Origin of the sequence: Roseburia hominis, from assembly GCA_040702975.1 — a bacterium.
In the GTDB taxonomy this organism is placed as follows: domain Bacteria; phylum Bacillota; class Clostridia; order Lachnospirales; family Lachnospiraceae; genus Allocoprococcus; species Allocoprococcus hominis_A.
The window spans coordinates 3,071,220-3,097,084 of record CP159990.1; the positions used below are offsets into that span (position 1 = coordinate 3,071,220).

Genomic DNA, 25,865 nt, shown 5'->3' on the forward strand with positions numbered 1-25,865 from the left:
GCATAGGTTGAATTTAGTCCTGCATACGTATTATGATGGTTTTATTCCTGACAGCAGTAGAAGGAGACATCATGAGTAAACATATCCCAGGAAACCATAAACATCTTACTACCGCAGACAGACTTTATATTGAACGCCAGTTGAATGCAGGGGCTTCTTTTAAGGAGATTGCTTGTTACCTCTGCAAAGATCCCAGTACCATATCCAAAGAGGTGCGTTCTCACCGTCTATCCGATTTCTATCCAGGCAAAGGACTCTTCCTGAATGCTAAAAATTTCTGCGTCCACCGTTTCCATTGCCAAAAAAAGAATGTCTGCAGAAAAATCATTCTCTGCGATACGAAATGTTCTTCCTGCCCCTCCTGCAACCAGCACTGTAAGGATTTTGTGAAGGAACGCTGTAACAGACTTGACCGGGCTCCCTATGTCTGCAATGGTTGCGATAAGACCCATGTCCGTTGTACCGTTCCTCATAAATACCATTACGATGCTCTCTTTGCAGACCGCAAATACCGCGAAATGCTTCGCGATTCCAGGTCTGGTATTAACCTTTCAAAAAAGGAACTCCACCACATTGATGAGGTCGTTACCCCTCTGATCTGGCAGGGCCATTCTCCCTATCAGATCGTTGTGGAACATCCGGAACTGGGGCTTTCCGTACGCTCCATTTACCAATACATAGAACTCGGACTGCTTACCGGACGCAACATCGACCTGAAACGGAAAGTGAAGTTCAAGGCACGCAAGTGCCACAAAACTCAGATTACAGACCGGCAGGTGTTTTCCGGCCGCCTCTACAGTGATTTCCTCCAACTCCCTCCCACGCACGTAGTTGAAATGGATACCGTTAAGTCTTCGCGGGATTCTAAAAAATGTATCCTGACATTCTACTTCCGGGACGAGAAACTGTTCCTTGCCTATCTCTTGAACCGATGCACCAAAGGCGCTGTCCGTGCTGTTTTTGACCGTCTGGAAGCACGGCTCGGCACGGAAACATTCCGCATCCTGTTTGAAACGGTCCTGACAGACCGGGGCGGTGAATTCGGTGATCCACTGGCCCTGGAAACCGGCATGGATGGCAGCCAGCGTACTAATATTTATTATTGCGATCCCATGCGCAGCGGTCAGAAAGGTGGCGTTGAAAATGTTCACACAAAACTACGTGAGATTCTTCCGAAGGGTACCAGCTTCGAATATCTGACGCAATGGGACCTGAACCTGATTGTAAATAACATCGATTCGGTTCCGCGCCAGAGCCTGCTCGGCCTTACTCCATATCAGGCGGTAAAGGAAAACTTCGGTATGGATATCTTGGCAACACTTCAGCTCAAGCCTGTCAATCCAGAAAAGATCGTCCTGACGCCTGAGCTGATTAAGTAACCCATAAACCCAAACAAAAAATCTGCTGTTAGGTAATTCTGCTTTTAAATCTTCATAAAAAATAAACAAAGCTAATAGAATTTAGTCCTGCACACGACATTTCCTGTTGGCTTGTTTGCCATACCCTATTTTAGAATATTTGTTTGGATTAGAATCTATTATAACCCATTTTTTCGTCCTATGCTCAAAAAAAGTTTAAAAAAACAGCAGATTTTAAAGGCGGGTAGAATTTACTCCTGCACTGGAATTTACTTTTGCAATTAAGGTATAAGATAACTCCCCTGTCTTGCCAAAGTTTTATACATTACAACAAAAAAAATAGTTATTACTTTGTTCTTATTCTTGCATTAGCTTGCTCTTATATTCATTCTTTGAAGTAAAACCAAATAACTTTCTTATTATTTCGATTCTAGTACACCCCCACACCATAATTGATATCAATAAAAATTTTCCTGCTATAACCAAATATAATTGTAATTGCGAGGGAAAACCATGTTGTACAAGCTTTCCAGTAATTCTCCACCATGGGAACAAGTTCAATTCAATAATGTGAATACACAGAACAAATAAACTATATTTCCCGAAAAAAGCCAAAATTTCAGCTAAAATTGATGTTTTATTATCTATAAGCCACGATATTAACATTATCACTATACAAGCACAACCACAGCCAAAAATATCTATTATTCCTCTTCCTATATCACAATGTACAAGCCAAAATGATTGGAAATTTTTTATGAAAGCCATCCAAGTGACAATAGCAAAACCTACGCCAAATATTTTTGCCTCCTGCGACATTTTTACAATGTAAATTTTAACATCATTCAGCAAATATCCCATATACATAAATAAAGTCGCACACGCGCCAGCTTGGATACTAAACGGGAACCAACATATACACCGAGACGCATAACCTGCTACAAATAACCCTATTACAAAGCACAACCTAAAGTACTTATTGAACTTAAATGAAACTCTAAGGAAAACGCTACCCCAAAATGTTGCCCACAAAAACCATATAGCACCTATTGCTTTTATGCAAAAAGGTTCCGCATATGAATCGCCCGCCCCATAAATTGAAGCGTATATCCAACCTAATGCAGCGTCCTTTGCATTTCCTGCAAAATACCCTTCTACTGCACCGATAATAATTATGGCCAAGCAAGTAATCGTATAAGGGATAAGCAATGTCCTGATTTTATTTTTAATAAAACTCCTCATATTTTTTCTATCATTAGTAAAATATCCTGTAATAAAGAAAAAAATAGGAACATGAAAAGTAAACACAACCCTATCAATTGTCCAATTGCCCAAGTGTCCTAAAACAATACAAGCCATAGCTATTCCTCTTGCCACATCTATGTATCTAAGCCTATTTCCCACTCTATTTTCCATACCTTTCTATTTTTAATAAGTCAAAAGTCATACGATACACTATTTTGTTTCCGGTATATCCTCCAAATCATAGATCCGTTTTCTTTCCATAATTCCCAGCTTTTCCAAAGACTGATACATCTCCTCCTCCTCTTCTAAAACAATAAAATAATCATACCATTTCTCTTCCACCCATATTTGTATTCTATCGCTCCTCATTTTTTAGCCCTATACACTATATTTGTTCCACAAATAGCTATAATACAAATCTCATTTAAAAGTATTATTATCCTTCCATACAAAAGCAAAACCGCATATAGTTATACTTAAATCAAATATCTACTATATGCAGTATGCCTTTACACTATATTACATTAAACATTCCCTCTTAACTCCATTTCATTAACACTTTTCCCCAAATGTTAAATGTTCGCTTAACTATACACGACACCTAAATCGTACACTTTTTGCTTAAGCATACGGATCCGTTGGATCCCATGTCTGGCTTAACGGAATTTTTGCATATACAGGTTTCGGGAACGGACCGGCAACACTACTATTATAAATGATTACCTTTGTCCCCAAACTACAATTATCATAAATCCATTTAGCATCGCCGCTTCGCAGTCTGACACAGCCAGCCGAAGCCCAACTGCCCAACCTATTGTAATCCCTCGGCCATAATGTATGATTATTAAAGCTTGAATATGGCGGCGAGTGGAACAGAACATGCCCTGTAATTCTGGTACAGAATTGCCCGTCGGCTCCATACAAATGATGCCACCGATACTTATTCTGTGTATAGAAAGTTCCTATTGGCGTACCAGCGCCCGGCGAACACGCAAAAGAAACGACCGGTATAATGTATCCTCTGTTACCATCCTTTGCATACACTGTTACACAACTCATCTGCTTATTGATCTTAAGCACATAATTCGCCTGACTGCCAATAATGCTCCTCACATCGTAAATTTTTTTATCATCTCTATAGTAGTATTTATAGCCGTTTTCATAGTACCAGCCATTTTTAGCTTTCACAACGTTCACAGAAACACTTTTCGTCTGAACGATTCCATTGAGTCTCGCATCGATCAGTATCGTGTAATTTCCCTCCGTCGGTGCTATCCACTCAACAGATGTGTCTGTCGAAAACTCTTTAATCACTCCCCACTCTTTCCAGTTATTTTTCATCCACACATATTTACACTCCAAGCCAGTCGGGCTTCCTGTCATATTAGGATATAACCGTACTGATTTTCCTAAAGAAACCTTCTGCGAAGATGCACCCGCCGAGGTATAAGTATGTCCTTTTAAATGAATTATAACCGGATCAAAAGCTATGCCTCTTGCATCCTTGATATCAACATAAACATAGTAGTCTCCAGCTTTCTTAATATCTAAAATTGCTGAGTTGTGTTCGCTAAACTCTTGAAGCACTCCCCACTCTTTCCAGCCGCTACCATATCTATATACAAATTTGTATTGCAGTCCATCTGTCTTACCCGTCACGTCTGCTGTTATAACCGTTTTATCTCCGGCGTAGAATGATGTGCCGCCTAATGCCTCTATCTTCTTGACTTCCCAAGGCGCTGGAAGTACCTCATACTCCCTCTCAACGGTGCGAACCCTTCCATCGATGTCTTTTACATTACTATATATCTTATAGATTCCCGGAGTCTTGGGATACCATGTTACATTCTTATTCTTTGAAAAATCCCGAATCACTCCCCACTCTTTCCAATCATTTTTCTGCCAGACATATTTGTACTGTAATCCATCTGTTTCTCCTGTCACTTCTGCCTTGATTGGAATCTCTGTATAAATTTGCTCTGGCTGTCCCTCATTAATATTTATTCCTTCATGTGCCCAGATTTGAGATACTATATAATATTCCTGACTCTTTGTCCGTACCTCCCCATCACGATCTTTCACATCAACATAAATCACGTATTTTCCAGCCTTTTTCGGCGCTTTCCACGTGAAATCGTTATCGGTAGCAAAATTTCGGATTACTCCCCACTCTTTCCAATCATCCTTTTGCCAGACAAACTTATATTTCAATCCAGTCACATTTCCACTGACCAGTGCCTGAATCTGTACCTCTTCATTTTTTCTCTGTTCTTCCTGTGGGGAGATAGATATATCATCAAAATCCCATTTCACTGCATTAATCGTATAGTCTATGGTCTTTGTAATAACTCTTCCATCTGCATCCTTGACATCTACATATATCTTATAATTCCCTTTGTCCTTTGGTTCCCACTTCACACTGGCACTCTTTGAAAACTCCTGTAATACTCCCCATTCCTTCCAGTCGTCTTTCATCCAGACAAATTTATATCGTAAGTTTTCCGTAGTCCCGCTAACATTTGCCACTATTCCTATGGGATCTCCATACTTTTCCTGCGGTGAGGGTAAGCTTGCACTAATTCCTTCATAATCCCACAAATCGGTCATAATTGTATAGCTAATCGACTTAGTGATTACTTTCCCTTTCGCATCTTTTACATCAACATGTATAGTATAATTTCCCGGCTCAGCAAAACGATGCTCTACTACATTCTTCTGAGAAAAATCACTGATAACTCCCCATTGGCGCCAGTTATCCTTCTCCCAAACATACTTATACTGAAGCCCCTCTATATCACCGGAAACAAGACTCTCAATCTGTACTGGCTCATTACATTTCTGTCTTATCGAAGGCAAACAAGTAACTTTTTCATTATTCCACTGCAAATCTCGAATAACAAAATTAATCTGTTTTGTTACGACTTGTCCATCACTTCCTTTTACATCAACATAAAGAGTATATGTACCAATTTCTTTAGGCAACCATTGCGCAACAGATTCACTGGAAAACTCCCGAATGACCCCCCACTTCTTCCAATCGTTTTTCTGCCAGACAAATTTATATTGAAGTCCTTCCCGATCTCCGGTAACATTTGCCTGAATACTAATAGGTGTATTCGTAATCCGTTGTGGTGAAGCCACATCAGTCGTTATAGAATTAAAAATCCACGTCTCTGTAAGTTCCGAAGTATCGGCTGCTCCTTCGTCAGCGGCTTCAACCACAAATGCATTTACCAACAGCATACAAAATATTAACATTATAATCTTTTTTATGTTTCTCATCTTATTGTCATCCCTCCTCCTACTTATATACGATAATTATCAGATTTTATAACTTCCTTTCAGCATTCATAATCTAACAAGTTCCTTAGCTACTTGACCTTATATGAGACTGTCTTTGTTTCCACTTTATTTGTACTCTTATCTTTAAAATCAACATATAAAGTGTATTCGCCGGCTTCTTTCGGAGTCCATTTAACAGACTGCTCATTTGAAAACTCTGCTATAACCCCCCATTGCGACCAATTATTCTTTTCCCATACATACTTATATTGTAAGTTTTTATTATTAGAAATACCTTCCACTGAGATTGTCGTATTTCTACCTGTTACACCCTCATTTGGTGTTACACGAATTCTCCACGGAATTACTTCATACTCCTTATATATCGTGGTCTTGTTTCCGAAACTGTCAATTACATCCAGGTAAATTTTATAATTCCCGGCCTTTTGTGGAATCCATAAAGCTTTGCTATCAGAACTTTTTTCCTGAATAACTCCCCATTCAGCCCAATCATTTAACTGCCAGACAAATTTGTATTGAAGCCCTGTTGTATTTCCTATAATTTCAGCCGCCACTCCAATATTCTTTCCTGCAATCTGCGGACTTACCAAATCAAAATAAATTCCTCCAACAGACCAGTTGCCGCGAACAATCTGAAATGGCATACTCTTTGTCTCCGTATTACTTTTCCCTTTTTCACGAACATCAACATAGATTGTATACTCTCCAGGCTTGTCTGTTTTCCAAGTTGCTGATGACTTCTCCGAAAATTCTTGAATTACTCCCCAAGAGCCCCAGTTATCCTTCTGCCATACAAACTTATACTCCAAATTGTCAGTTTTTCCGCTCACTTTAGGGTAAACCACAATACTCTTTCCTATTTCTTGTGGAGAATATTGATTTGCTGTTATAGTCTCTAATTTCCACTCCTTTTCAAAAACCTCATAACTAATAGTAAAAGTCTGAACCTTTCCACTCAAATCTTTCACATCAACAATCAGTTTATATTTTCCTGCTCCGCCTGGCGTCCAAGTCTTCTTCGCCGAATTTGAGAAATCAGAAATTACTCCCCACTGAGCCCAATTATTTTTTTCCCAAACATACTTATATCTCAAACCCGCTGCATTTCCACTAATTTGCGGTATAATCTCTATCGGGTTACCAAATTTTTGCGAATTTTCCGGGTTTGTATTAATATCCGTTATTTTCCACTCGCCCTGAATAATTTTGTATGGAATATTTAAATGTTCTGTATTCTCACTATTTCCATCTGACACATCAACATAAATGTTGTAAGTTCCTATTCCTTCCGGCGTCCAGGTAACACTTTTATTCTTCGTAAAATCCTGTATTACTCCCCAACTTTTCCAATCATCCTTCATCCAAACAAATTTATATTTCAAATTCGTTCCTGCATTTTTTACATTGGCAGTTATATTAATTGATGTTCCTAAAACCTGCCCTGATTTTTTATCTGTACTAATTCCTGTAAAACTCCAGGTTTTATTTGCTATTTCATAAAAAATACTTTTTGATACTTTAACACCATTTTTATCTTTAACATCTACAATAATCTGATAGTCCCCTACTTCACTCGGTTTCCATTCCGCTTTTGTTGATGTTGAAAAATCTTTAATGACTCCCCAATTTTTCCAATTATCTTTCATCCAGACAAATTTGTATTGCAAACCAGAAGAATCCCCCATAACCAATGGCATAAGTGTAATCACAGTCCCTTTGGGCTGCGGACTGATCAAATCAGTATTAATCCCTTTTACTCCCCAATTCACAATCTGATAGTCAACACTGACCGTCTCTGTTTTTCCTGTCGCATCTTTTACATTTAAATAGAGTACATAGTCACCTTGTCCACTGGGCTTCCAATTTACTGAAGCAGTTGCCGAAAAATCTTTGATAACTCCCCATTCTTTCCAATTATCCTTCATCCACACAAACTTATACTGTAAACCAGTAGCACTTCCATTCACTTTTGCTGACAGTTTTATTTCCGTTCCCATCGTTTGCGGTGAGGCTACATTTGTAGTAATTTCTGCGGTCCATCCCCCCGTGGGCACATTAATCTTAGTAATATAATCTTTACTTGCAAATGCATACATACTGCTAAAATTATATACCCCGGTATTGCTGTCTATTGCTGTTCTACTACTATTTAACACAGGGTCACTCTGAATTTTGTAAAACCCTCCTGACTCACCAAGTATGATGAACGCATAAGAAGATTGCTGTCCCGTACCATATAGCTTTGTTGAAGCTGTAGTAGCCTCTTTTCTCACATTTAAAGCAGTATGTTCACTATTGATAACATCCTTTATTCCTAAAGTGTATTTTCCCACATCATTTCTGCCATTCTCTCGATCTAACACCCAAGCAATATTTGCAGCTTTTTCACCCCAATACGGATCCGACGCATATTTTAAATTAATACCACTTGCTTTATTCCCCAAATAAGCACCGAAATACTTCCAGTTCTCTGGATTGAGATACTGTTTCGACATATGTATTTCTGCGTATTCTTTTACGCACTGTTCCACACTACTGTAATAAGTTGAACTCTGACCAGGAGAAGAATCTACAGCATTTAACCCAAATAGATTATTCTTTTCACGTGCAATCCTGCTCGTCCCCCAAGCGCTCTCATTTGCTGCTACTCCCGTCATGAGCAATGCATTTACGCCATATGTATTCTGCAAATTTACAAGTGCATTCCCAAGATCTCTCATCTTGGAAGTCCCACTTACCCTTCCATTTATAATACTATTCAGTGTACTTCCCTGATAACTTGAAACACTTCTAAACGGGAGAAATTGAAAATAATTGTAATATGGTTCATTGGCATTTACAGCATTCTTCCGTGTCCCACTTTTATAATCATTCAGCATAGTTCCATAGTTTTCTTCTGAATAGAAATAATGTCCATCATAACTATAATATTTAGTTCCTTCTTTTAAATATGACGGAGCATTTCCCTGGTCTAGTGTACTACCATAAGTAGTATTGTTCATATTTGTTGTAATTTTATGTAAAAGTTTCTTATTCGATACCACATAATGACTTATTGATTTGACCGAAGAGCCGTTCACAACCTGAACTTCACTCGCATTTACCTCGCCAATCACCCCAGCAAGCATAAATCTCACTTTTCCATTTACAGTTCCTAAATATGCAGCATCGGCACCATAAGCGCCACAAATATACCCTTCTTCGCCGGTTTCTACCTCAGTATAATATGTTAACCCTGATGATCCCTTTGTATTCAAATTTACAATCTGAGCTGTTATTGCCCTTGTTCTAAGGCTTTCGTTAACCACCCCATTTGCCGAATCTAAAGAATATACCTCTCCCAATTCGTTCATTCCCGTAATTACATCAGGTAGCCTACTTTCAATTTCTTTTTTTTCATTTTCATCATATTGCAATTTTTCTTCCGGCTCATCTGCACTTTCTTCACTCATATCTTCCTCATTCGTGCTTGAGTCGCCATCTGCACTCTCCGAATTACCCTCTACTTGCATATCACCCTCATCAGATACGGAAATATCCTCAGCTCCCTTTTCCTCCGCTGTAAACTCATTGGCATATTGCTCTGTTTCCTCTGCCTTGACTCCCATCTCTAAAGACATCGTAACTAGCGTTACCAACAATAGCATTGATATAAATACCTTTACTCGCTTTTTACACATAATTCTCACCTCAAATTCTATAAATACTGCCCTTCACGCACTAATTCTTTCACAGCCTTCACAACATCTTCCTTATCTTCCTTATAAGTCACCCCAAACCACTGATCATTCGACTCCAGGACCTTTACTTCAATCTCATCCTTTTCAAGCATTCCACCAATAATCGTCGGCAAAAGGTACTCTTTTTTCAGGTCATTATCCGGCAGCTCCGCCAAAAATTCAGCAAACCCCTTTTCCAGAACCTCAAAGAATTCGGGGCCGATTCCCCACATGTTCATAGAAACATTGGATTCCACGTCAATCTCATATTCTTCCTTCTCGCCTTTTACAATGGCTTTTCCACCCTCTTTTACAATATTATGAGTCTCTATGATATCTGCCAGCATACCGTCCTGGCCCACATGGCACACGCCACGGGTCACTCCTCCGTTATCACTGAGCGTGTTTTTTAGTATAAAACTCACCATGCAGATATGCAGCTTCTCATTAATTGTTTCTTTATTAGTCAGATAAGCAAAAGCCTCCTGATATGCCTCTTTTCCATAATAATCATCCGCGTTAATGACCAAAAACGGCTCATTTACCAAATCCTTGCAGCATAGAATGGCTTGGCCTGTACCCCATGGTTTTTTTCTATCTGGGAACTTGTCCGCATATTCTTCGGGAATATCGTCTATTTCCTGAAAAGCATACGCTACCTTGACCTTTTTCTCAATACGCTCTCCAATCACTTCCTTAAAATCTTTTTCCAAATCCCTCCTGATCACAAAAACGACCTTATCAAAGCCTGCAGCTAAAGCGTCATAGATAGAATAGTCCATAATGATTTCTCCATTCGGTCCTACCGGCTCTAACTGTTTGATTCCTCCCCCAAATCTGCTGCCAATTCCTGCTGCCATTACTACTAATGTCGCATTTCCCATTATTTATCCTCCAAAATATTCTTCAAATCACATAGTAACACATTATCTTTAAGTATAGCACATAGATGTTGTATTGAAAACCCTTTTTCAAGCCATTTCTTGTATTTAAACCTGTAATTCACATCCGCCTTTTTATATTTCTGTAACAAGATTACTAGCTGATCTGTAGATACCACATAATCTTTTCCAGAATTTTCCTTTTTTCTTATGAAACAAGCCCGGACTCTCCATATACTTATCCTGGCTTGATAAAAAATTATTCTTAGCCCTCTCTCCTTTCTTTTTTCCAATATGTTTCCTTTCTTTTTCGACATTTTTCAACGTTTTTATCCCTTGCGAATTCTCACATATGTCTATTTTTGTCGTAGTATAACTTTTTTAGTCGACGTATTACCTTTTCAGTTTTTTTGTTATAAGATATATATATTCAATGTAAGGAGAAAGGAGAGAATTATGGATATCATTACGCAGACCGTCCGGGCTCTGGGTATCAATGCTACTTACCTTGGCTACCGCTACTTAATTGATGCCGTTGAGATTGTTATTGAGGACGAAGACACTTTGTTATCCGTATGTTCTAAACTTTATCCAGCCGTTGCCGAGCGTCACCACACTACTCCGGATAATGTGGAGCGCAACATCAGAACCGCCGTAAATGCATGTTGGGAAAGAGGAAATCGTTCCATTTTGGAAAAATTATTTCCTTATCCCATCGTAGCCAAGCCTAGTTCTGGTGAATTGATTGATGCCATTGCAGAATACTGCCGCAGAGCCGCAAAACAGGCGCAGTCTGTAGCAAATGGCGATGCTAAATAAAATGTGATTTTTATCGTCTATTCACATTAAAAGGCAACAAAATATCCCTGTAAATGCAAGTCTATTCATGACTAAACCATGATTCGGCCTGACATTTACAGGGATATTGCTTTTCATGTTGCTGTTACACTATAGACCTACTCCTCACGTTCTTCCAGACCCCAGCCCTCTATATCGTGCCGGGTCATATAACGTATGATTCCATCTATAAATTCTGTATTTGTAGGGCGTCTCTGGTCAGATTTTCCGGGAAAATATTTTTCGATTCTCTCAGGGGCCGTACGTTTCCAGCACCGCTCTATCACAGCCCGGATATTCGTCTCGATCATCCAGACTGAGGCATGGTTTCTCTTCGCCACTTCAGGATATACGTCTTTTGTGATATGTCCCAAATCACACTTTTCATCAAATGCCACTTTAATCGCATCAATCATATACCGATATCCTGTATAAGTCGCACGAATTCCCAGCTCATGCAGTATCATTTGTATATATAACTCCATTACTCACCTAACCCGCTTTCTACGATGTCTACCATGGCGCGCAACGCTTCTTCCTCATCCTTACCGTCACAGATAATCTCAATCTCGTCTCCTCTTTTAATACAGGCGCCCAAAACACTGAGAACGCTTTTGGCATTTCCCTCCGAACCACGGCAAAGAAAAGTAATGTTGCTTTTATACTCAAGAGCTGTCTTACAGAATAAACCTGCCGGACGCAAATGAAGCCCTGTGGGATTCATAATTACTACCTTACTGCTAATCATCTTCGCCTCCGCCATTCTTCTCCAACGTGATATTCACGTTGACCCCATCAACAAGTTCAATACCATCCGGCAGTACAATCTGCACCGGCACCGTATAATCCCCGCCATTTCTGTAATTCACCAGATTGATGGAAACATCACCCTGTTCAAGCACTACATGCTCCAATTCCTGCTCGTCTTTCCCGGTAATCACAATCTTGAGATTCTCCGTGGTATTATAGCGTACCTTATAGCCATCCGGCACATTGACTACCGAAATAGATCTGATAGGAAATTCAATCGTCTTGGTTCCTAATTTCTCCACTAAAATCTTGACCAATACAGGAATTCCTGCAGTTTCATCTTCCGCTTTTGCCCAGCTTGGCAGATATTCCTTGATATCAACTGAAAATTCTTCTGTCTCCTTCAGATTAGTACGCACCAAAGCCTCCGAAGGAATTTCTATAGAAGTCACATCCTCAAGCTGCTCTTCTGTTCCCACAATATCAATCTTTTCCGGCTGAACGGACAGACCAGTAAAACGATACCCGGGCGCAGTCTCGATCTCAGATGTGTCAAAATCCACCGCTACCGACTTCTTGCGAAGCAGTTTAACGCTTACTTTCAATCCTTCTTCACCCAGATTATGTTCAATAAGCGTCGCATCTATAGGCTTCCCTTTTGCATCATAAAGTGTCATCTCAGCCGGCAGTTCTTTATCCTTTGAAAGTCCGGCCACATTTACCTCGGCCACCACCTTCGCGATGGAATCCACCACTGCTTCCGGCCCGCTGATTTCAATCTTCTCAGGATCAGCCTGAACACTGCCTAACACATATCCGTCACGCACAGTTCCGGCAGTCGTAGCCGTAATCGGAAATGATGCCGTCTTACTTGCATCAATCGATACCAACACATTCTTAGGCTCTGCCACCGCCTCCGTATAAGTATGGTTTGGAATCGATATTTCAATCGGAATTAAGGAACGGCTCACAAGGTTGATCATATCTGCTGTTGCACGAATATCTGACGACTGTATCTTATCCAGTTCTTCTTTTTTAGCTTTCACTGTTACAGAAATTGTTCTCGTCTCATCAGAAATCTGATACGTATTCCCCTTATTGGTAATGATCTCTGTTCGCGTCACAGACACTGGTATATTAGTATAAGTTCTCTCTCTGACCGGATTCTGTGCATTGGCCACAAGCGCCCAGACTGCTACCGCAAACAAAAAAGCCAATGCTTTCAGTCCCGGATTCTTAATCAGTCCTTTTTTCATGCTTCATCCATCCTTTCAGCCAATCCATGAATCTCTTATTCTCTGTCTTCTTATCCTGAATAGCCTCAATCCGTTCTCTAAGATATTCCGGCGTTACATTTCTCACCAGCTGACCTCCCAGAGCAACAGAAACATAACCGGTCTCCTCTGATACCGCAACAATCAGCGCGTCGCTGACCTCACTCATACCGATTGCCGCTCTATGGCGTGTTCCAAGATCTTTGCTTATCCCCATATTATCTGAAAGGGGCAGATAACAGGTTGCAGAAACAATCCGGTCTCCCCGCACGATAATCGCACCATCATGAAGTGGTGTATTATGCTCAAAAATATTGATTAGCACTTGCCTTGACACCAGACAGTCCAGCCGAATTCCTGTACTCTCATATTCAGTCAATTTAATCGCCTGCTCGATTACGATCAAAGCTCCTGTCTTAACTGCTCCCATAGCAAAAGCTGCCTGCACAATTCCATCAATCGTCTCTTCACTGAACCGTGCACCATCGCGTCCCTTTTTATCGAGACCCGTCACTGATGCAAGAAATTGTTTCTCACCTAATTTTTCAAGCGCTCGTCTAAGCTCCGGCTGAAACACCACTACTACCGCCGTCGCCATCACCGAAAGCAGATTCTCCGCAACCCACAAAATCGTATTCATTTTAAAGATTGCAGCGAAAAGTACAAAAACACCAAAGACCAGTATTCCTTTTAAAAGCATCCACGCCTTTGTATTTTTGATCCATAAAATCACTTGATAAATCAAATATGCTATAATGAATATCTCTATAATGTCAATAATCCTGACTTCCGGGAAATACCAACCCGCCATGCCCAGATGCTCTCTAAAGAAATTAAACACAACATTCCCCATTTCTGCACCTCCCTTCCGTTCTTTATTCTTCTTACCTCTTATTCTTCTAATTCTTTTCTTACAATATTCTCAATATCCAATTCATCCTTCAAACTTTTTGCAAGCAGCAGTTCATCTGTATTGGAAGCCACACTTACCTTCCGGGGACCGGAAGAAGTATCTGTTTTTCGGCTGCCTCCCGGTCTCTTTTTCGGAACGCGCTGCTTAGCAGAAGCCTCCCGGCCTCTTGAAGTATAATCTTCTTCCAACTCTTCCATCTCATCACGGCGCTCATTGATTCGCTTAATCTGTTTTTCCGGTGCGGAAATGGAAATCTTTGGAACCGCCTTCACATAGTAATAATAATCATCGTCTTCATATTGCAAATGCTCCGTTCTGGAGTAATCCACGGAAAACAAAAAGAATTCCAGAATCAGTCCCACAAGAATCGCAAAAAGATTCCCGGCAATAAGAGCTCCGTAAGAGGTATGTATATTAAACGCCATATCTCCTGCCACAACTACAATAATATTTGCGACCGCGCCCGCCGATGCAGCGATTTTCCACGCATGATCGACAGAAAGTCTGCGAATCGTGTAGACCGTAAACACGCAGATTACAAACGCGATAATAGTAATCCATAGCGATTTATCCTGCAGCACCATCTTCACAAATATAGAAATCTGGCCAACGATTCCCTCTGCTCCCTTGATAACCGCCGAAGAACTTTTCACGCACATGATCATATAATATACAATTGCTCCAAATGCGATCGGGACTGCCGTGACCGGCGTCATCGCAAGTCCGCATGCGACCGGAACCACATAAGGAATCTTGAGCATAAAGGCAATCGGAGTAATAAGAAGCAGGATGGCCCTCTTCGGTGTAAATCTGCAATAAAAGATAAACATCATCACAAAAATGAGTGCACTCACCGCCATAACTCCCAGCGAAAGCTTGAACATATGAGCAAGAATCAATCCTGCTGCCGCCACTACGGTAAAGACCGGCGGAAGAAATGTACAGATTATCGCTAAAGCCATCGTGACAATCGGCGTTGCTACCACCTTCATTAATCCCAGATTCTGGTTGATCAGAAAAAAGGAAACAAACCCCAGAATAAACTGGAACCCTTTGTCAAAATAAATAGAGTAGTTCGCATACAAATTCTGTACTTTTTCTTTCCATACTAATATCTCACTCATCACTATTTCTCCCTTTCATACATTCTATTCAGTCTGGTAAGGTCATGATTGAATCTTTTGATACGTTTTCGTGCCTGATTGTGCTTACTTTTGTAAAACTGTGATGCCACAAGTATATAGAGCGCGACCATCACAATATAACCTGTAATCACACAGATTACCGTCATTATAATAAATGGCATATTCAGATTTTTCAAAATCTCGTCCAGAAATGCAACTGCTGCCACCCCGACTGCAATCGCATATCCGATTGTCACCCAGATCACAGTCACTATCGTATGAAAGCTCGTATAGTCTTTTCTATAGTAAGAACTGATTTTTAAATCCTCTTCGCCTTCTTTGCTTTCGTACATCGCCATTCTCGTCATTAGCTTTACTTTTTGTTCATTTAGCATACAATCACCTCGATATGTACTCCCCGTATAAACATCATTTTCAGTATAGCAAATATCAGAATCCTTGTCCAATACTTATAGTCAAAAAGTAGACTTTTTCTGCTCCCGCCCGCTTTAGACTTACTGCAGCTTCATCAATCGTACTTCCGGTCGTATAGATATCATCAATCACTGCGATTCTTTTTGCCGTCAATCGTCCCTTCACCTGAAATGCACCCCTCACATTTCTTCTGCGCTGATTATGATCCAGATTCTTCTGTGCCTCCGTATATTTCACACGCCTCAGAAGGTGCTTATCCACTGGAATGCCGGAATACCTTCCCAGAAATTCAGCAAGGATCTCCGCCTGATTGTACCCACGTTTTATTCTTCTTTTCCAGTGCAGAGGAACAGGGACCAGAAGCTCCACCCCCTGCTTTTTTAAATAGCCTCCATAATAACGTGCCAGCTCTTTTCCAAAAATCTCACCATTTATTCTGAGATTCTTGTATTTTAATGCATAGATAGCGTCGCTGACTCTGCCTTTATGAAGCCACAGGCTTCGCCCTTCCTCGAACTCATGCCTGATTTTCGCACAATCCGCACAGAATTCCTGTTCCGGCGTTCGGACAGGTTTTCCACACGTCATACATCTGGGCTGCATCACATACGGCAGCCTTTTCCTGCAATCCCTGCAAATCCCATCATTTGTTACCACACCGCAAAACGGACATTTTATCGGATAAAGCAAATTTAGAAGAAACGCAAGGATTCGACGGTTCTGTTCTTTTTCCATAATATTGTTTCGAATTTGTGACCCATATAAAATATAAATAAGAAACATCTATAGATGAAATTCGCGGATTCGTTCCGCCAGACTGGTATTGCGGTTCTGCTCATTCGTATTGAGGATCATCTCCTGAAACGTCGCATCGCTCCCCACCAGCGTCACGCATTTCCGCGCCCGGGTGATTGCTGTATACAGTAAATTTCGGTGAAACAACTGGCGCGGACCTGTAAGCAGCGGTATCACAACCGCCGGATATTCACTCCCCTGCGACTTGTGGATCGTGATTGCATAGGCCAGCTCCAACTCCTCCAAAAGCTCAAAGGGATACTCCACCTTTCTCTTTTCATCATATTCCACCGTCAGACTTTCCGTATAGGTATTGATCTCCGTAATGATTCCCATATCGCCGTTGAAAATTCCCATGCCCTTATCAACGACCAAACCGTACTTTGTCGTGATCTCCCACTCAAGCTGATAGTTATTCCGAATCTGCATGACCTTGTCGCCCACGCGGAAACGCCTCTCGCCATACTCCTTTTCTGCTTTTTTCGGCGACGGAGGATTTAAGTATTCCTGCAGAATTCCATTGAGACGTTCCACGCCCAGAAGCCCCTTCCTCATAGGGGTCAGGACCTGAATATCGTAAGGTCTGGCATCTACATATCTCGGTAATTTATCCTGGATCAGCGCCAGTAACACGCGGATAATCACATTAGCATCCTGTCGTTTCAGGAAAAAGAAATCACGGCTCTTATTGTCCAGAACCACCATCTCGCCCCGATTGATCTTATGCGCATTTACCACAATATCACTTTTGCTCGCCTGACGGAAAATCTTTGTCAGCATCACGACCGAAAAACACTCCGAATCAATGATATCTTTTAATACGCTCCCCGGCCCCACCGACGGAAGCTGATTAATATCTCCTACCAGAATAAGCCGTGTCCCGGGCATCACTGCGCAAAGAAGGGCATGCATGAGAGGCAGATCGACCATAGACATCTCATCGATAATAATAACGTCCGCCGTGAGCGGATTCTCTTCATTTCTTGAAAATCCATTCCGGGCATTCTCATCTTCCGGGTTTCCGCTGACTTCCAGCATTCTGTGAATGGTCTGCGCCTCATATCCGGTCGCCTCCGTCATTCGTTTTGCCGCACGCCCTGTCGGCGCTGCAAGCAGGATTTCCAGATCTTCATTCTGAAAATACTGGATCATCGCATTGATCGTAGTCGTCTTTCCCGTACCCGGTCCTCCGGTAAGCACCATAATGCCATGATGGACCGCTTCCTTTACCGCAAGGCGCTGCCTTTCATCCAATTCCATGGCGGTATGCTCTTCCATTTTACGAAGCCGTGACTCTATCACTACATCTGCTTCCTCATATTCCAGATTCAGATCATGGAGCATCTTCGCGGTATTCAGTTCTAAATAGTAATAGTGGGAAGCATATACCCTAAGTCCATCCTCTCCTTCTTTGAGGACCACCTTTCTCTCCATAGCAAGATCCATCAAATATTTTTCCATATCCCGGATCTCCACTTCCAGAAGCTCTGACGCGCGTTTCATCAGCGCCGGCTTCGTCAGGTAAATGTGTCCCTCAGCCACACTCTGCTGCAATGTATAGAAAATACCGCTGCGTATACGAAAATCTGAATCAGTATGTATTCCCACCTTGGCTGCGATCTCATCTGCCGTCTTAAATCCAATTCCCTGGATTTGATCTGCCATCTGATAGGGATTCTCTTCCAGCACCTGGCGGAGCTTTGGCCCATAATAGCGATAAATCTTGGCTGCCAGCGCCGTTGTGATCCCGAATTTCTGCAAATAGATCATGGCTTCACGCATATCGCGTTTTTCTTCTGCCTGAATTGCGATCTCTCTTGCCATTCTTTCGCTGATTCCTTTAATCTCGGCAAGTCTCTCCGGCTCCTCCTCGATAATCCGGAACGTATCCTCACGAAACTTTTTGACGATTCTTTTTGCGAGAGTCGCACCTACTCCTTTGATCGCTCCGGAACCAAGATACCGCTCAATAGAGATCAAATCCTCCGGAGCCTTCACTTCATAGTTCGTGATCCTAAGCTGTGTACCATAAATATTGTGTACAGTATACTCTCCGCTTACTTCTACCAGCTCTCCTTCGGAAATATAATTCAGGCTGCCCACGCAGGTCAGCTCTCCATCTTCACAATTCAACTGAAATACGGTATAGCCATTGTCTTCATTTCGAAACACAATATGTTCTACATACCCCTTGACTACTTCCATAACTATCCTCCATCAGGCAAATTTAACCCGACTTTATTGTTTTGTGGGAATAAAAGGGTAGTCCCGATAGCAGAACCACCCTTTTCCTCTAAAAATCCTTTCTTCCATTCATAAATTCTACGAACTGCCCGGTACCAATCGCTACCACCTTCATCGGATCTTCCGCTGTCATGGTATTGATACCGGTCTTCTCCTCAATCAATTCCTCAAGCCCTCTGAGCATCGCACCGCCGCCGGTTAGAACGATTCCTCTGTCCAGAATATCCGCTGAAAGCTCCGGAGGCGTTCTCTCCAGAACAGCAATAACAGCCTCAACGATCTGACTGGTCGTCTCCCTGAGTGCCTCCTCCGTCTCTGATGATGTTACCGTCACGATCTTCGGCAGACCAGTCACCAGGTTACGGCCCCGCACCTCCATCGTCTCATCTTCCACCAACGGATATGTGGTTCCGATCTTGATCTTAATATCCTCCGCTGTACGCTCGCCGATTAAAAGATTATGCTTTTTACGCATGAACCGCACGATCGCCTCATCAAAGTCATCGCCTGCTATCTTAAGCGAAGTATTCACCACCGTGCCGCCCAGAGAAATAACAGCAATATCTGAAGTTCCGCCACCAATATCTACGATCATATTCCCGCAGGGCTTGGCAATGTCGATCCCGGCGCCAATCGCTGCCGCAACGGGCTCTTCGATCAAATGAACCTCCCTTGCACCGGCCGCAAAAGCAGCCTCTTCCACTGCCTTTTTCTCTACCTCCGTAACCCCGCTGGGCACGCAGATACTGATATTTGGCTTCTTAAAGGTCCGTCTCCCCACTGCCTTTTGCACAAAATATTTGATCATCTTCTCTGTTACGATATAATCTGAAATTACGCCTTGTCGCAATGGTCTGACTGCCACAATATTTCCCGGAGTTCTGCCGAGCATCAGACGCGCTTCTTCTCCAATGGCCTTGATCACATTGGTATCTCTGTCAAATGCAACAACAGACGGTTCTTTTAACACAACACCCTTGCCCTTAACATAAACAAGAATGCTCGCAGTTCCCAAATCAATTCCTATATCAACCGACATTCCGATTCCCCTTTCCCATTTATATCTATTTCCTACTCTCTTGTATCATATATCATTATCTTTGCCAATCGTGCACATTACATTATAATAAAAAAACGGATAATTGGAAAGTGTTTTTTACAAATTTAGGATTTCTTAAGTTTTACACTTTTTGTAGCATCATATCAATGTATTTTCCGGTATAGGAGGCAGGACACGCCGCAATCTGCTCCGGCGTTCCTATGGCTACGATAGTTCCACCCTTATCGCCGCCTTCCGGACCAATGTCGATAATATAGTCTGCCGTCTTGATCACGTCTAAATTATGTTCAATAACGATCACTGTATTTCCATCCGCAGCAAGGCGTCTCAAAATATCCGTCAGTTTATGAACATCCGCAAAATGAAGCCCTGTAGTCGGCTCATCCAGAATATAGACGGTCTTGCCTGTACTTCTGCGGCTCAGCTCCGTTGCCAGCTTGATTCGCTGTGCTTCTCCGCCCGACAGCGTAGTAGAAGGCTGACCCAGACGGATGTAGGAAAGACCTACGTCATACAGCGTTTCCATCTTTCTTCGAATACTCGGAACATTCTCAAAGAAATGCAGTGCTTCCTCCACCGTCATATTTAGCACATCGTAAATACTTTTTCCTTTGTATTTTACCTCCAATGTTTCCCTGTTATACCTCTTTCCCTGACAAACCTCACAGGGAACGTATACATCCGGCAGGAAATGCATCTCAATCTTGATGATTCCGTCGCCACTGCAGGCCTCGCACCGGCCGCCCTTTACATTAAAACTAAATCTTCCTTTTTTATATCCCCGTGCTTTTGCATCTGCCGTAGCGGCAAACAGGTCGCGGATCAAATCGAACACTCCCGTGTAGGTCGCCGGATTGGACCGGGGCGTCCTGCCGATCGGCGACTGATCGATCGCAATGACCTTATCCAGCTGCTCCAAGCCTTCTATCCGTTTATGCTTCCCCGGAATCACTCTTGCCCGGTTCAATTTGCGCGCCAGCGTCTTGTATAATATTTCATTCACCAGTGAACTTTTTCCGGAGCCCGAGACTCCGGTAACGCACGTCATCACTCCCAGCGGGAATCTGACATCAATATTTTTCAAATTATTCTCCGCTGCACCCACGACTTTGATCCAACCTGTCGGCTCAGCTCTATGCTCAGGAACAGCGATCCTTTTTCTTCCACTTAAATATTCCCCTGTAATCGAGCGCCCGGCCTTCATAATATCAGCCGCGGTACCCTGGGCCACCAGCTCACCGCCATGCTCTCCGGCTCCCGGGCCGATGTCGATGACATGATCCGCTGCCAGCATCGTATCCTCATCATGCTCCACAACAATCAGTGTATTTCCCAAATCCCGAAGATGTTTTAAAGTTGTCAGGAGTTTATCATTATCTCTCTGGTGCAGTCCAATACTCGGCTCATCCAAAATATACGCCACGCCTACAAGACCGGAGCCAATCTGTGTGGCCAGCCGGATACGCTGTGCTTCTCCTCCTGACAGGCTTCCTGTTGCTCTGCCCAGAGTCAGATAATCCAGCCCTACATCCATCAGAAACTGAATACGCGCTCTGATCTCTTTTAAAATCTGTCCGCCGATCATTTCCTGCGTTTTGGTGAGTTCCAATTCATTCATGAATTTCTGCAGCTTCTCAATCGAAAGCGACGTCACTTCATGGATATTCTTTCCCCCAACGGTAACTGCAAGTGCAGACTTCTTCAGACGCTGTCCGCCACATTCCCGACAGGGCGTGATTCTCATGAAACTTTCATATTCCGCTTTCATCGTCTCGGACCCCGTCTCACGGTATCTGCGCTCCACATTGCGGATCAGCCCTTCAAATGCCACGTCATAAATGCCTTCTCCCCTTTGCCCGCGGTAATGCACTTTTACCTCACGGCCACCAGTACCGTGTATCAGTATATCACGCACCTTCTCCGGGTATTCTTCAAAGGGAGTATCCAGATCAAACCCATACGCCTCGCTAAGTGCCTCTAAGATTGCATGTGTAAAGCTGGATTTATCCGTACAGGACTGCCAGCCGGTAACAGCGATCGCTCCCTGATTAATACTCAGCGAACGATCCGGGATCATCAAATCCTCGTCGAATTCCATCTTATACCCCAGTCCAAAACACTCCGGGCAGGCGCCAAATGGATTATTAAAAGAAAAGCTGCGTGGTTCAATCTCTTCTATACTGATTCCACAATCCGGACAGGAAAAGCTCTCGCTGAAATTCATCGGCTCCTGACCAATCACATCTACTATGAGCAATCCCTCTGCAAGATGAAGTACGCTTTCCACGGAATCGTCCAATCGCTTTTTGATTCCGGGTTTTACTACCAGACGGTCCACTACGATTTCAATAGAATGCTTAATATTTTTATCCAGAGAAATCGCTTCTGATAATTCATACATATTCCCGTCGATCCGTACCCGCACGTAGCCGCTCTTTTTTGCCCGCTCCAGGAGCTTTACATGTGTCCCCTTTCTGCCGCGGACCACCGGTGCCAAAAGCTGAATCCTTGTTCCTTCCGGAAGTTCCAGTATCTGATCCGTCATCTGCTCAGCTGTCTGCTTTTTGATCTCGCGTCCACACTTTGGACAATGTGGTGTCCCGACACGCGCAAACAAAAGTCGAAAATAATCATAAATTTCTGTCACGGTGCCTACCGTGGAACGCGGGTTGCGGTTCGTAGATTTCTGATCGATCGAAATTGCAGGCGAAAGCCCCTCAATACTCTCAACGTCCGGTTTCTCCATCTGTCCCAGGAACTGCCGCGCATAGGACGACAGCGATTCCATATAACGTCTCTGTCCTTCCGCATATATCGTGTCAAACGCGAGGGAGGATTTTCCTGAGCCACTGAGTCCGGTAAGTACCACCAGTTTATTCCGCGGAATGTCCACATCCAGATTTTTTAAATTATGCTCATTTGCCCCCCGTATTTTAATAAACTGCTTTTCCTCTGCCATTTTTTTACCTCTTCTATTCACTGTGATTATAAATTTCTGTCTTACTTTTCGCCTTAATCCATCGTATAAAACTGATAAGATTGCAGCTACATTATTTCAAGGGCCGTCCTAATCCCGGTACTTTCAATGGACTCCTAGTCCATCTCCTGAATTTGCTTCTTCAATTCAATCAATTTGTCTCTCAGCTCTGCTGCCGCTTCAAAGTTCAGTTCTGCTGCGGCCTTCTTCATCTGCTTCGTCAAATCCTTCACCAGTTTTTCCAGTTCCTCTCTGCTCATAGATTCCGGATCCTTTTCAAGCCGCATTTCTTCTGCTGCGACCTTCTTGGAAATGCTGATCAGATCCCGTACTGATTTCTGGATCGTCTGGGGCGTGATACCGTGCTCTTCATTATACGCCATCTGAATCTTACGCCGCCTTCTGGTCTCTTCGATCGCGACCCGCATCGAATCCGTGATCATATCCGCATACATGATTACATGGCCTTCCGAATTTCGTGCTGCACGACCGATCGTCTGGATCAGGGACGTCTCTGAACGCAGGAATCCCTCTTTATCCGCATCAAGAATTGCTACCAACGTGATCTCCGGAATGTCCAAACCTTCCCTTAAAAGGTTAATTCCCACTAGAACATCAAACACATCCAAACGCATATCACGAATGATCTCCGTCCTCTCCAGAGTATCTATATCTGAGTGTAAATATTTCACTCTAATTCCCAGTTCACGCATATAATCGGTCAGATCTTCTGCCATCCGCTTTGTCAAAGTCGTGATAAGTACTTTATGCTTTTTCGCAGTCTCTTTATTCACTTCCGCCACAAGATCATCAATCTGTCCCTCTATCGGGCGTACCTCCACCTCAGGATCCAGAAGTCCCGTCGGGCGGATCACCTGCTCTGCCCGCAGAAGCTCATGCTGCTCCTCATACTCGCCCGGCGTTGCGGAAACAAACATTACCTGATCAATTTTACCCTCAAATTCCTCAAAACTCAAGGGTCTGTTGTCCTTAGCTGAGGGCAGACGAAATCCGTAATCGACCAAAGTAGATTTTCTCGACTGATCCCCATGATACATAGCGCCTATCTGCGGAACCGTTTTGTGGGACTCATCGATGATCATCAAAAAGTCGTCCGGGAAATAGTCGATCAAGGTGTGCGGCGGCTGTCCCGGAGCAAGCCCGGTCAAATGTCTCGAATAGTTCTCGATTCCCGAGCAAAAACCAGTCTCCCGCATCATCTCTATATCAAAATTCGTTCTTTCGGCAATCCTCTGCGCCTCCAGCAGCTTATCTTCTCCTTTAAAATATCGTACCTGCGCTTCCAGCTCCTCCTCGATCTCTCCAATCGCACGTTCCATACTGTCTTTGGAAACCACGTAGTGAGACGCCGGGAAGATTGCCACATGCCCAATCACATTCAGAATCTCCCCCGTAAGGGTGTCGATCTCCGTGATTCTGTCCACCTCATCTCCGAAAAATTCTACTCTGTATGCTATTTTTTCGGAATATGCCGGGAATATCTCTACCACATCGCCCCGCACCCGGAATGTGCCGCGCTTAAAATCCATGTCGTTCCTGTCGTACTGAATCTCGATCAGTTTCTGCAATACTTCGTCTCTGTCCTTGATCATACCGGGACGAAGAGAGATGACCATTTCCTGATAATCAATCGGGGAGCCTAAACCGTAAATACAGGAAACGCTGGCGACGATGATAACATCTTTCCGTTCGGAAAGCGCCGCTGTCGCCGAATGGCGCAGCTTGTCAATCTCGTCGTTGATGGCAGAATCCTTGGCAATGTAGGTGTCCGACGACGGGACATAGGCTTCGGGTTGGTAGTAATCGTAGTACGAGACAAAATACTCCACCGCATTATTGGGGAAAAATTCCTTGAATTCGCCGTATAGCTGTGCCGCCAATGTCTTATTGTGGGCGATAATCAGAGTTGGTTTATTCAGTTGTTGGATGACGTTTGCCATCGTGAAGGTCTTGCCGGAGCCGGTGACACCAAGAAGCGTCTGGCATTGGTTACCTTCCTTGAAGCCTTTTACTAATTGTTCGATCGCCTGCGGCTGGTCGCCGGTTGGGGCGTATTCTGATACTAATTCAAAATGATCCATGAATGATTTCCTCCTATGAATGCATTTGAAATTGTCAGATCGTTTCTGACAAATCTATGATTAATTTACATATTTTGCGCCTGATTATATATCAATTGATTGCGCTCTAATTCTCTTTGTAGTTCTTCCACTGTTGGCAAAACAGTCATATATTTCGATGCAAATATTTGTTGGTTGGTATTGCCATATGATTCCCTGCCTTCCATTACACGATGTCGTATCTCCGCAAATTCGCTACATGCGTGTAGCAAATCTCTCCAATTGACCTACACTTTCTGCCTTTCAGTAGAAGATTATCAATCAATACTTCAAACTTTTCCACTCTAGTATTAAATTCTTTACCTTCTTAACTATTTCCATTTTGGAAACAGTTCATTTCATATTCCTGATTTTTCCCTTATCCCAATAATCTGCTTTCCTTGATATTACCTGGTCTATCACACGAATACAAGTCACAAATCTCATCCGCCCATCCAGTGTTATCTAGTCTCCCGCTTTAATCAATACTAAGCATACATCGCTGGCACACAGCACCGCCAAATGCCTGTAAGCAGTCACTTGGCTCGTTACATCGCGTAAATTATAGCATATACAGCAGAAAAAGTACAGAACAAATCGAACTTTTGTTCTGCACTTTTTTAGTTGCCCACGTTCGCCCTTGTTGTATCGGAAATACCGACACAATAGAAGAATGCCCGGTGTAGCTGTCGTGATTGTTGCACTTCTTCAGCATGGAATAGAAAAAATACTCTTGTTCCTTTGACGCAAATCTAAATTCTGCCATCTCTACCTCCTCTTTTGAACGCAAAAAAAGACGCATGAAACGTTAACATCTCATACGCCTTAAT

The 25,865-nt window shown here is 42.8% G+C and carries 20 protein-coding genes; 2 read left to right on the top strand and 18 right to left on the bottom strand.

What is annotated here, in order from left to right; genetic code table 11:
- Positions 1-71 precede the first annotated feature (71 nt).
- Positions 72-1,379 carry an IS30 family transposase gene (locus ABXS75_14215; GenBank protein ID XCP84212.1) on the top strand — a complete coding sequence of 436 codons (1,308 nt, stop codon included), beginning with the start codon at positions 72-74 and terminating at the stop codon, positions 1,377-1,379.
- 336 nt (positions 1,380-1,715) lie between these two features.
- On the opposite strand, the gene ABXS75_14220 is transcribed toward ABXS75_14215, so the two are convergent.
- The 6 genes from ABXS75_14220 to ABXS75_14245 all read right to left on the bottom strand — a co-directional run bounded on the left by ABXS75_14220 (position 1,716) and on the right by ABXS75_14245 (position 10,823).
- On the bottom strand, positions 1,716-2,774 hold the full coding sequence (locus ABXS75_14220) for an acyltransferase (protein XCP84213.1): 1,059 nt from the start codon (positions 2,772-2,774) through the stop codon (positions 1,716-1,718).
- 39 nt (positions 2,775-2,813) lie between these two features.
- Positions 2,814-2,945: a hypothetical protein gene (locus tag ABXS75_14225; GenBank protein XCP84214.1), complete on the bottom strand. Its 132-nt coding sequence runs from the start codon at positions 2,943-2,945 to the stop codon at positions 2,814-2,816.
- A gap of 279 nt (positions 2,946-3,224) precedes the next feature.
- Complete coding sequence (locus tag ABXS75_14230; GenBank protein XCP84215.1) at positions 3,225-5,885, bottom strand: triple tyrosine motif-containing protein; 2,661 nt, start codon at positions 5,883-5,885, stop codon at positions 3,225-3,227.
- An 89-nt stretch (positions 5,886-5,974) separates the two neighbouring features.
- A complete protein-coding gene (locus ABXS75_14235) occupies positions 5,975-9,586 on the bottom strand; it encodes a triple tyrosine motif-containing protein (GenBank protein XCP84216.1) in 3,612 nt (1,203 codons plus the stop codon).
- 17 nt (positions 9,587-9,603) lie between these two features.
- Positions 9,604-10,509 carry a sugar phosphate nucleotidyltransferase gene (locus ABXS75_14240; GenBank protein XCP84217.1) on the bottom strand — a complete coding sequence of 302 codons (906 nt, stop codon included), beginning with the start codon at positions 10,507-10,509 and terminating at the stop codon, positions 9,604-9,606.
- Positions 10,509-10,823 carry a hypothetical protein gene (locus ABXS75_14245; GenBank protein XCP84218.1) on the bottom strand — a complete coding sequence of 105 codons (315 nt, stop codon included), beginning with the start codon at positions 10,821-10,823 and terminating at the stop codon, positions 10,509-10,511. Before ABXS75_14245 ends, ABXS75_14240 begins: the two co-directional genes overlap by 1 nt.
- A 139-nt stretch (positions 10,824-10,962) precedes the next feature.
- Here ABXS75_14245 and ABXS75_14250 point away from each other — a divergent pair, with 139 nt between their 5' ends.
- Entirely contained in the window at positions 10,963-11,325 is a 363-nt protein-coding gene (locus ABXS75_14250) for a sporulation initiation factor Spo0A C-terminal domain-containing protein (protein ID XCP84219.1), read from the top strand.
- Positions 11,326-11,462: 137 nt separating this feature from the next.
- On the opposite strand, the gene ABXS75_14255 is transcribed toward ABXS75_14250, so the two are convergent.
- The 12 genes from ABXS75_14255 to ABXS75_14310 all read right to left on the bottom strand — a co-directional run bounded on the left by ABXS75_14255 (position 11,463) and on the right by ABXS75_14310 (position 25,739).
- Complete coding sequence (locus ABXS75_14255; GenBank protein ID XCP84220.1) at positions 11,463-11,810, bottom strand: sporulation initiation factor Spo0A C-terminal domain-containing protein; 348 nt, start codon at positions 11,808-11,810, stop codon at positions 11,463-11,465.
- Positions 11,811-11,827: 17 nt separating this feature from the next.
- Positions 11,828-12,091, bottom strand: coding sequence for an HPr family phosphocarrier protein (locus ABXS75_14260; protein XCP84221.1), 264 nt, complete (start codon positions 12,089-12,091; stop codon positions 11,828-11,830).
- Complete coding sequence (locus tag ABXS75_14265) at positions 12,084-13,349, bottom strand: CdaR family protein (protein XCP84222.1); 1,266 nt, start codon at positions 13,347-13,349, stop codon at positions 12,084-12,086. The genes ABXS75_14260 and ABXS75_14265 overlap by 8 nt, the downstream gene beginning before the upstream one ends.
- Entirely contained in the window at positions 13,330-14,220 is an 891-nt protein-coding gene (cdaA, locus tag ABXS75_14270; protein XCP84223.1) for a diadenylate cyclase CdaA, read from the bottom strand. The genes ABXS75_14265 and cdaA overlap by 20 nt, the downstream gene beginning before the upstream one ends.
- Positions 14,221-14,258: 38 nt before the next feature.
- Positions 14,259-15,404, bottom strand: coding sequence for a hypothetical protein (locus tag ABXS75_14275; protein ID XCP84224.1), 1,146 nt, complete (start codon positions 15,402-15,404; stop codon positions 14,259-14,261).
- 2 nt (positions 15,405-15,406) lie between these two features.
- Positions 15,407-15,799 (bottom strand): hypothetical protein, encoded by a 393-nt coding sequence (locus ABXS75_14280; GenBank protein XCP84225.1) that lies wholly within the window; start codon positions 15,797-15,799, stop codon positions 15,407-15,409.
- Positions 15,800-15,854: 55 nt separating this feature from the next.
- Positions 15,855-16,574, bottom strand: coding sequence for a ComF family protein (locus tag ABXS75_14285; protein ID XCP84226.1), 720 nt, complete (start codon positions 16,572-16,574; stop codon positions 15,855-15,857).
- A 48-nt stretch (positions 16,575-16,622) separates the two neighbouring features.
- Positions 16,623-18,839, bottom strand: a complete 2,217-nt coding sequence (locus tag ABXS75_14290) for an ATP-dependent RecD-like DNA helicase (GenBank protein XCP84227.1) — start codon at positions 18,837-18,839, stop codon at positions 16,623-16,625.
- A gap of 88 nt (positions 18,840-18,927) precedes the next feature.
- A complete protein-coding gene (locus ABXS75_14295; protein ID XCP84228.1) occupies positions 18,928-19,917 on the bottom strand; it encodes a rod shape-determining protein in 990 nt (329 codons plus the stop codon).
- Positions 19,918-20,059: 142 nt separating this feature from the next.
- The gene (gene uvrA / locus ABXS75_14300) at positions 20,060-22,897 is read right to left on the bottom strand and encodes an excinuclease ABC subunit UvrA (GenBank protein XCP84229.1); all 2,838 of its coding nucleotides are present in this window, start codon (positions 22,895-22,897) and stop codon (positions 20,060-20,062) included.
- 134 nt (positions 22,898-23,031) lie between these two features.
- Complete coding sequence (gene uvrB, locus ABXS75_14305) at positions 23,032-25,017, bottom strand: excinuclease ABC subunit UvrB (protein ID XCP84230.1); 1,986 nt, start codon at positions 25,015-25,017, stop codon at positions 23,032-23,034.
- 638 nt (positions 25,018-25,655) lie between these two features.
- Positions 25,656-25,739: a hypothetical protein gene (locus ABXS75_14310; protein ID XCP87161.1), complete on the bottom strand. Its 84-nt coding sequence runs from the start codon at positions 25,737-25,739 to the stop codon at positions 25,656-25,658.
- Positions 25,740-25,865: the final 126 nt, after the last annotated feature.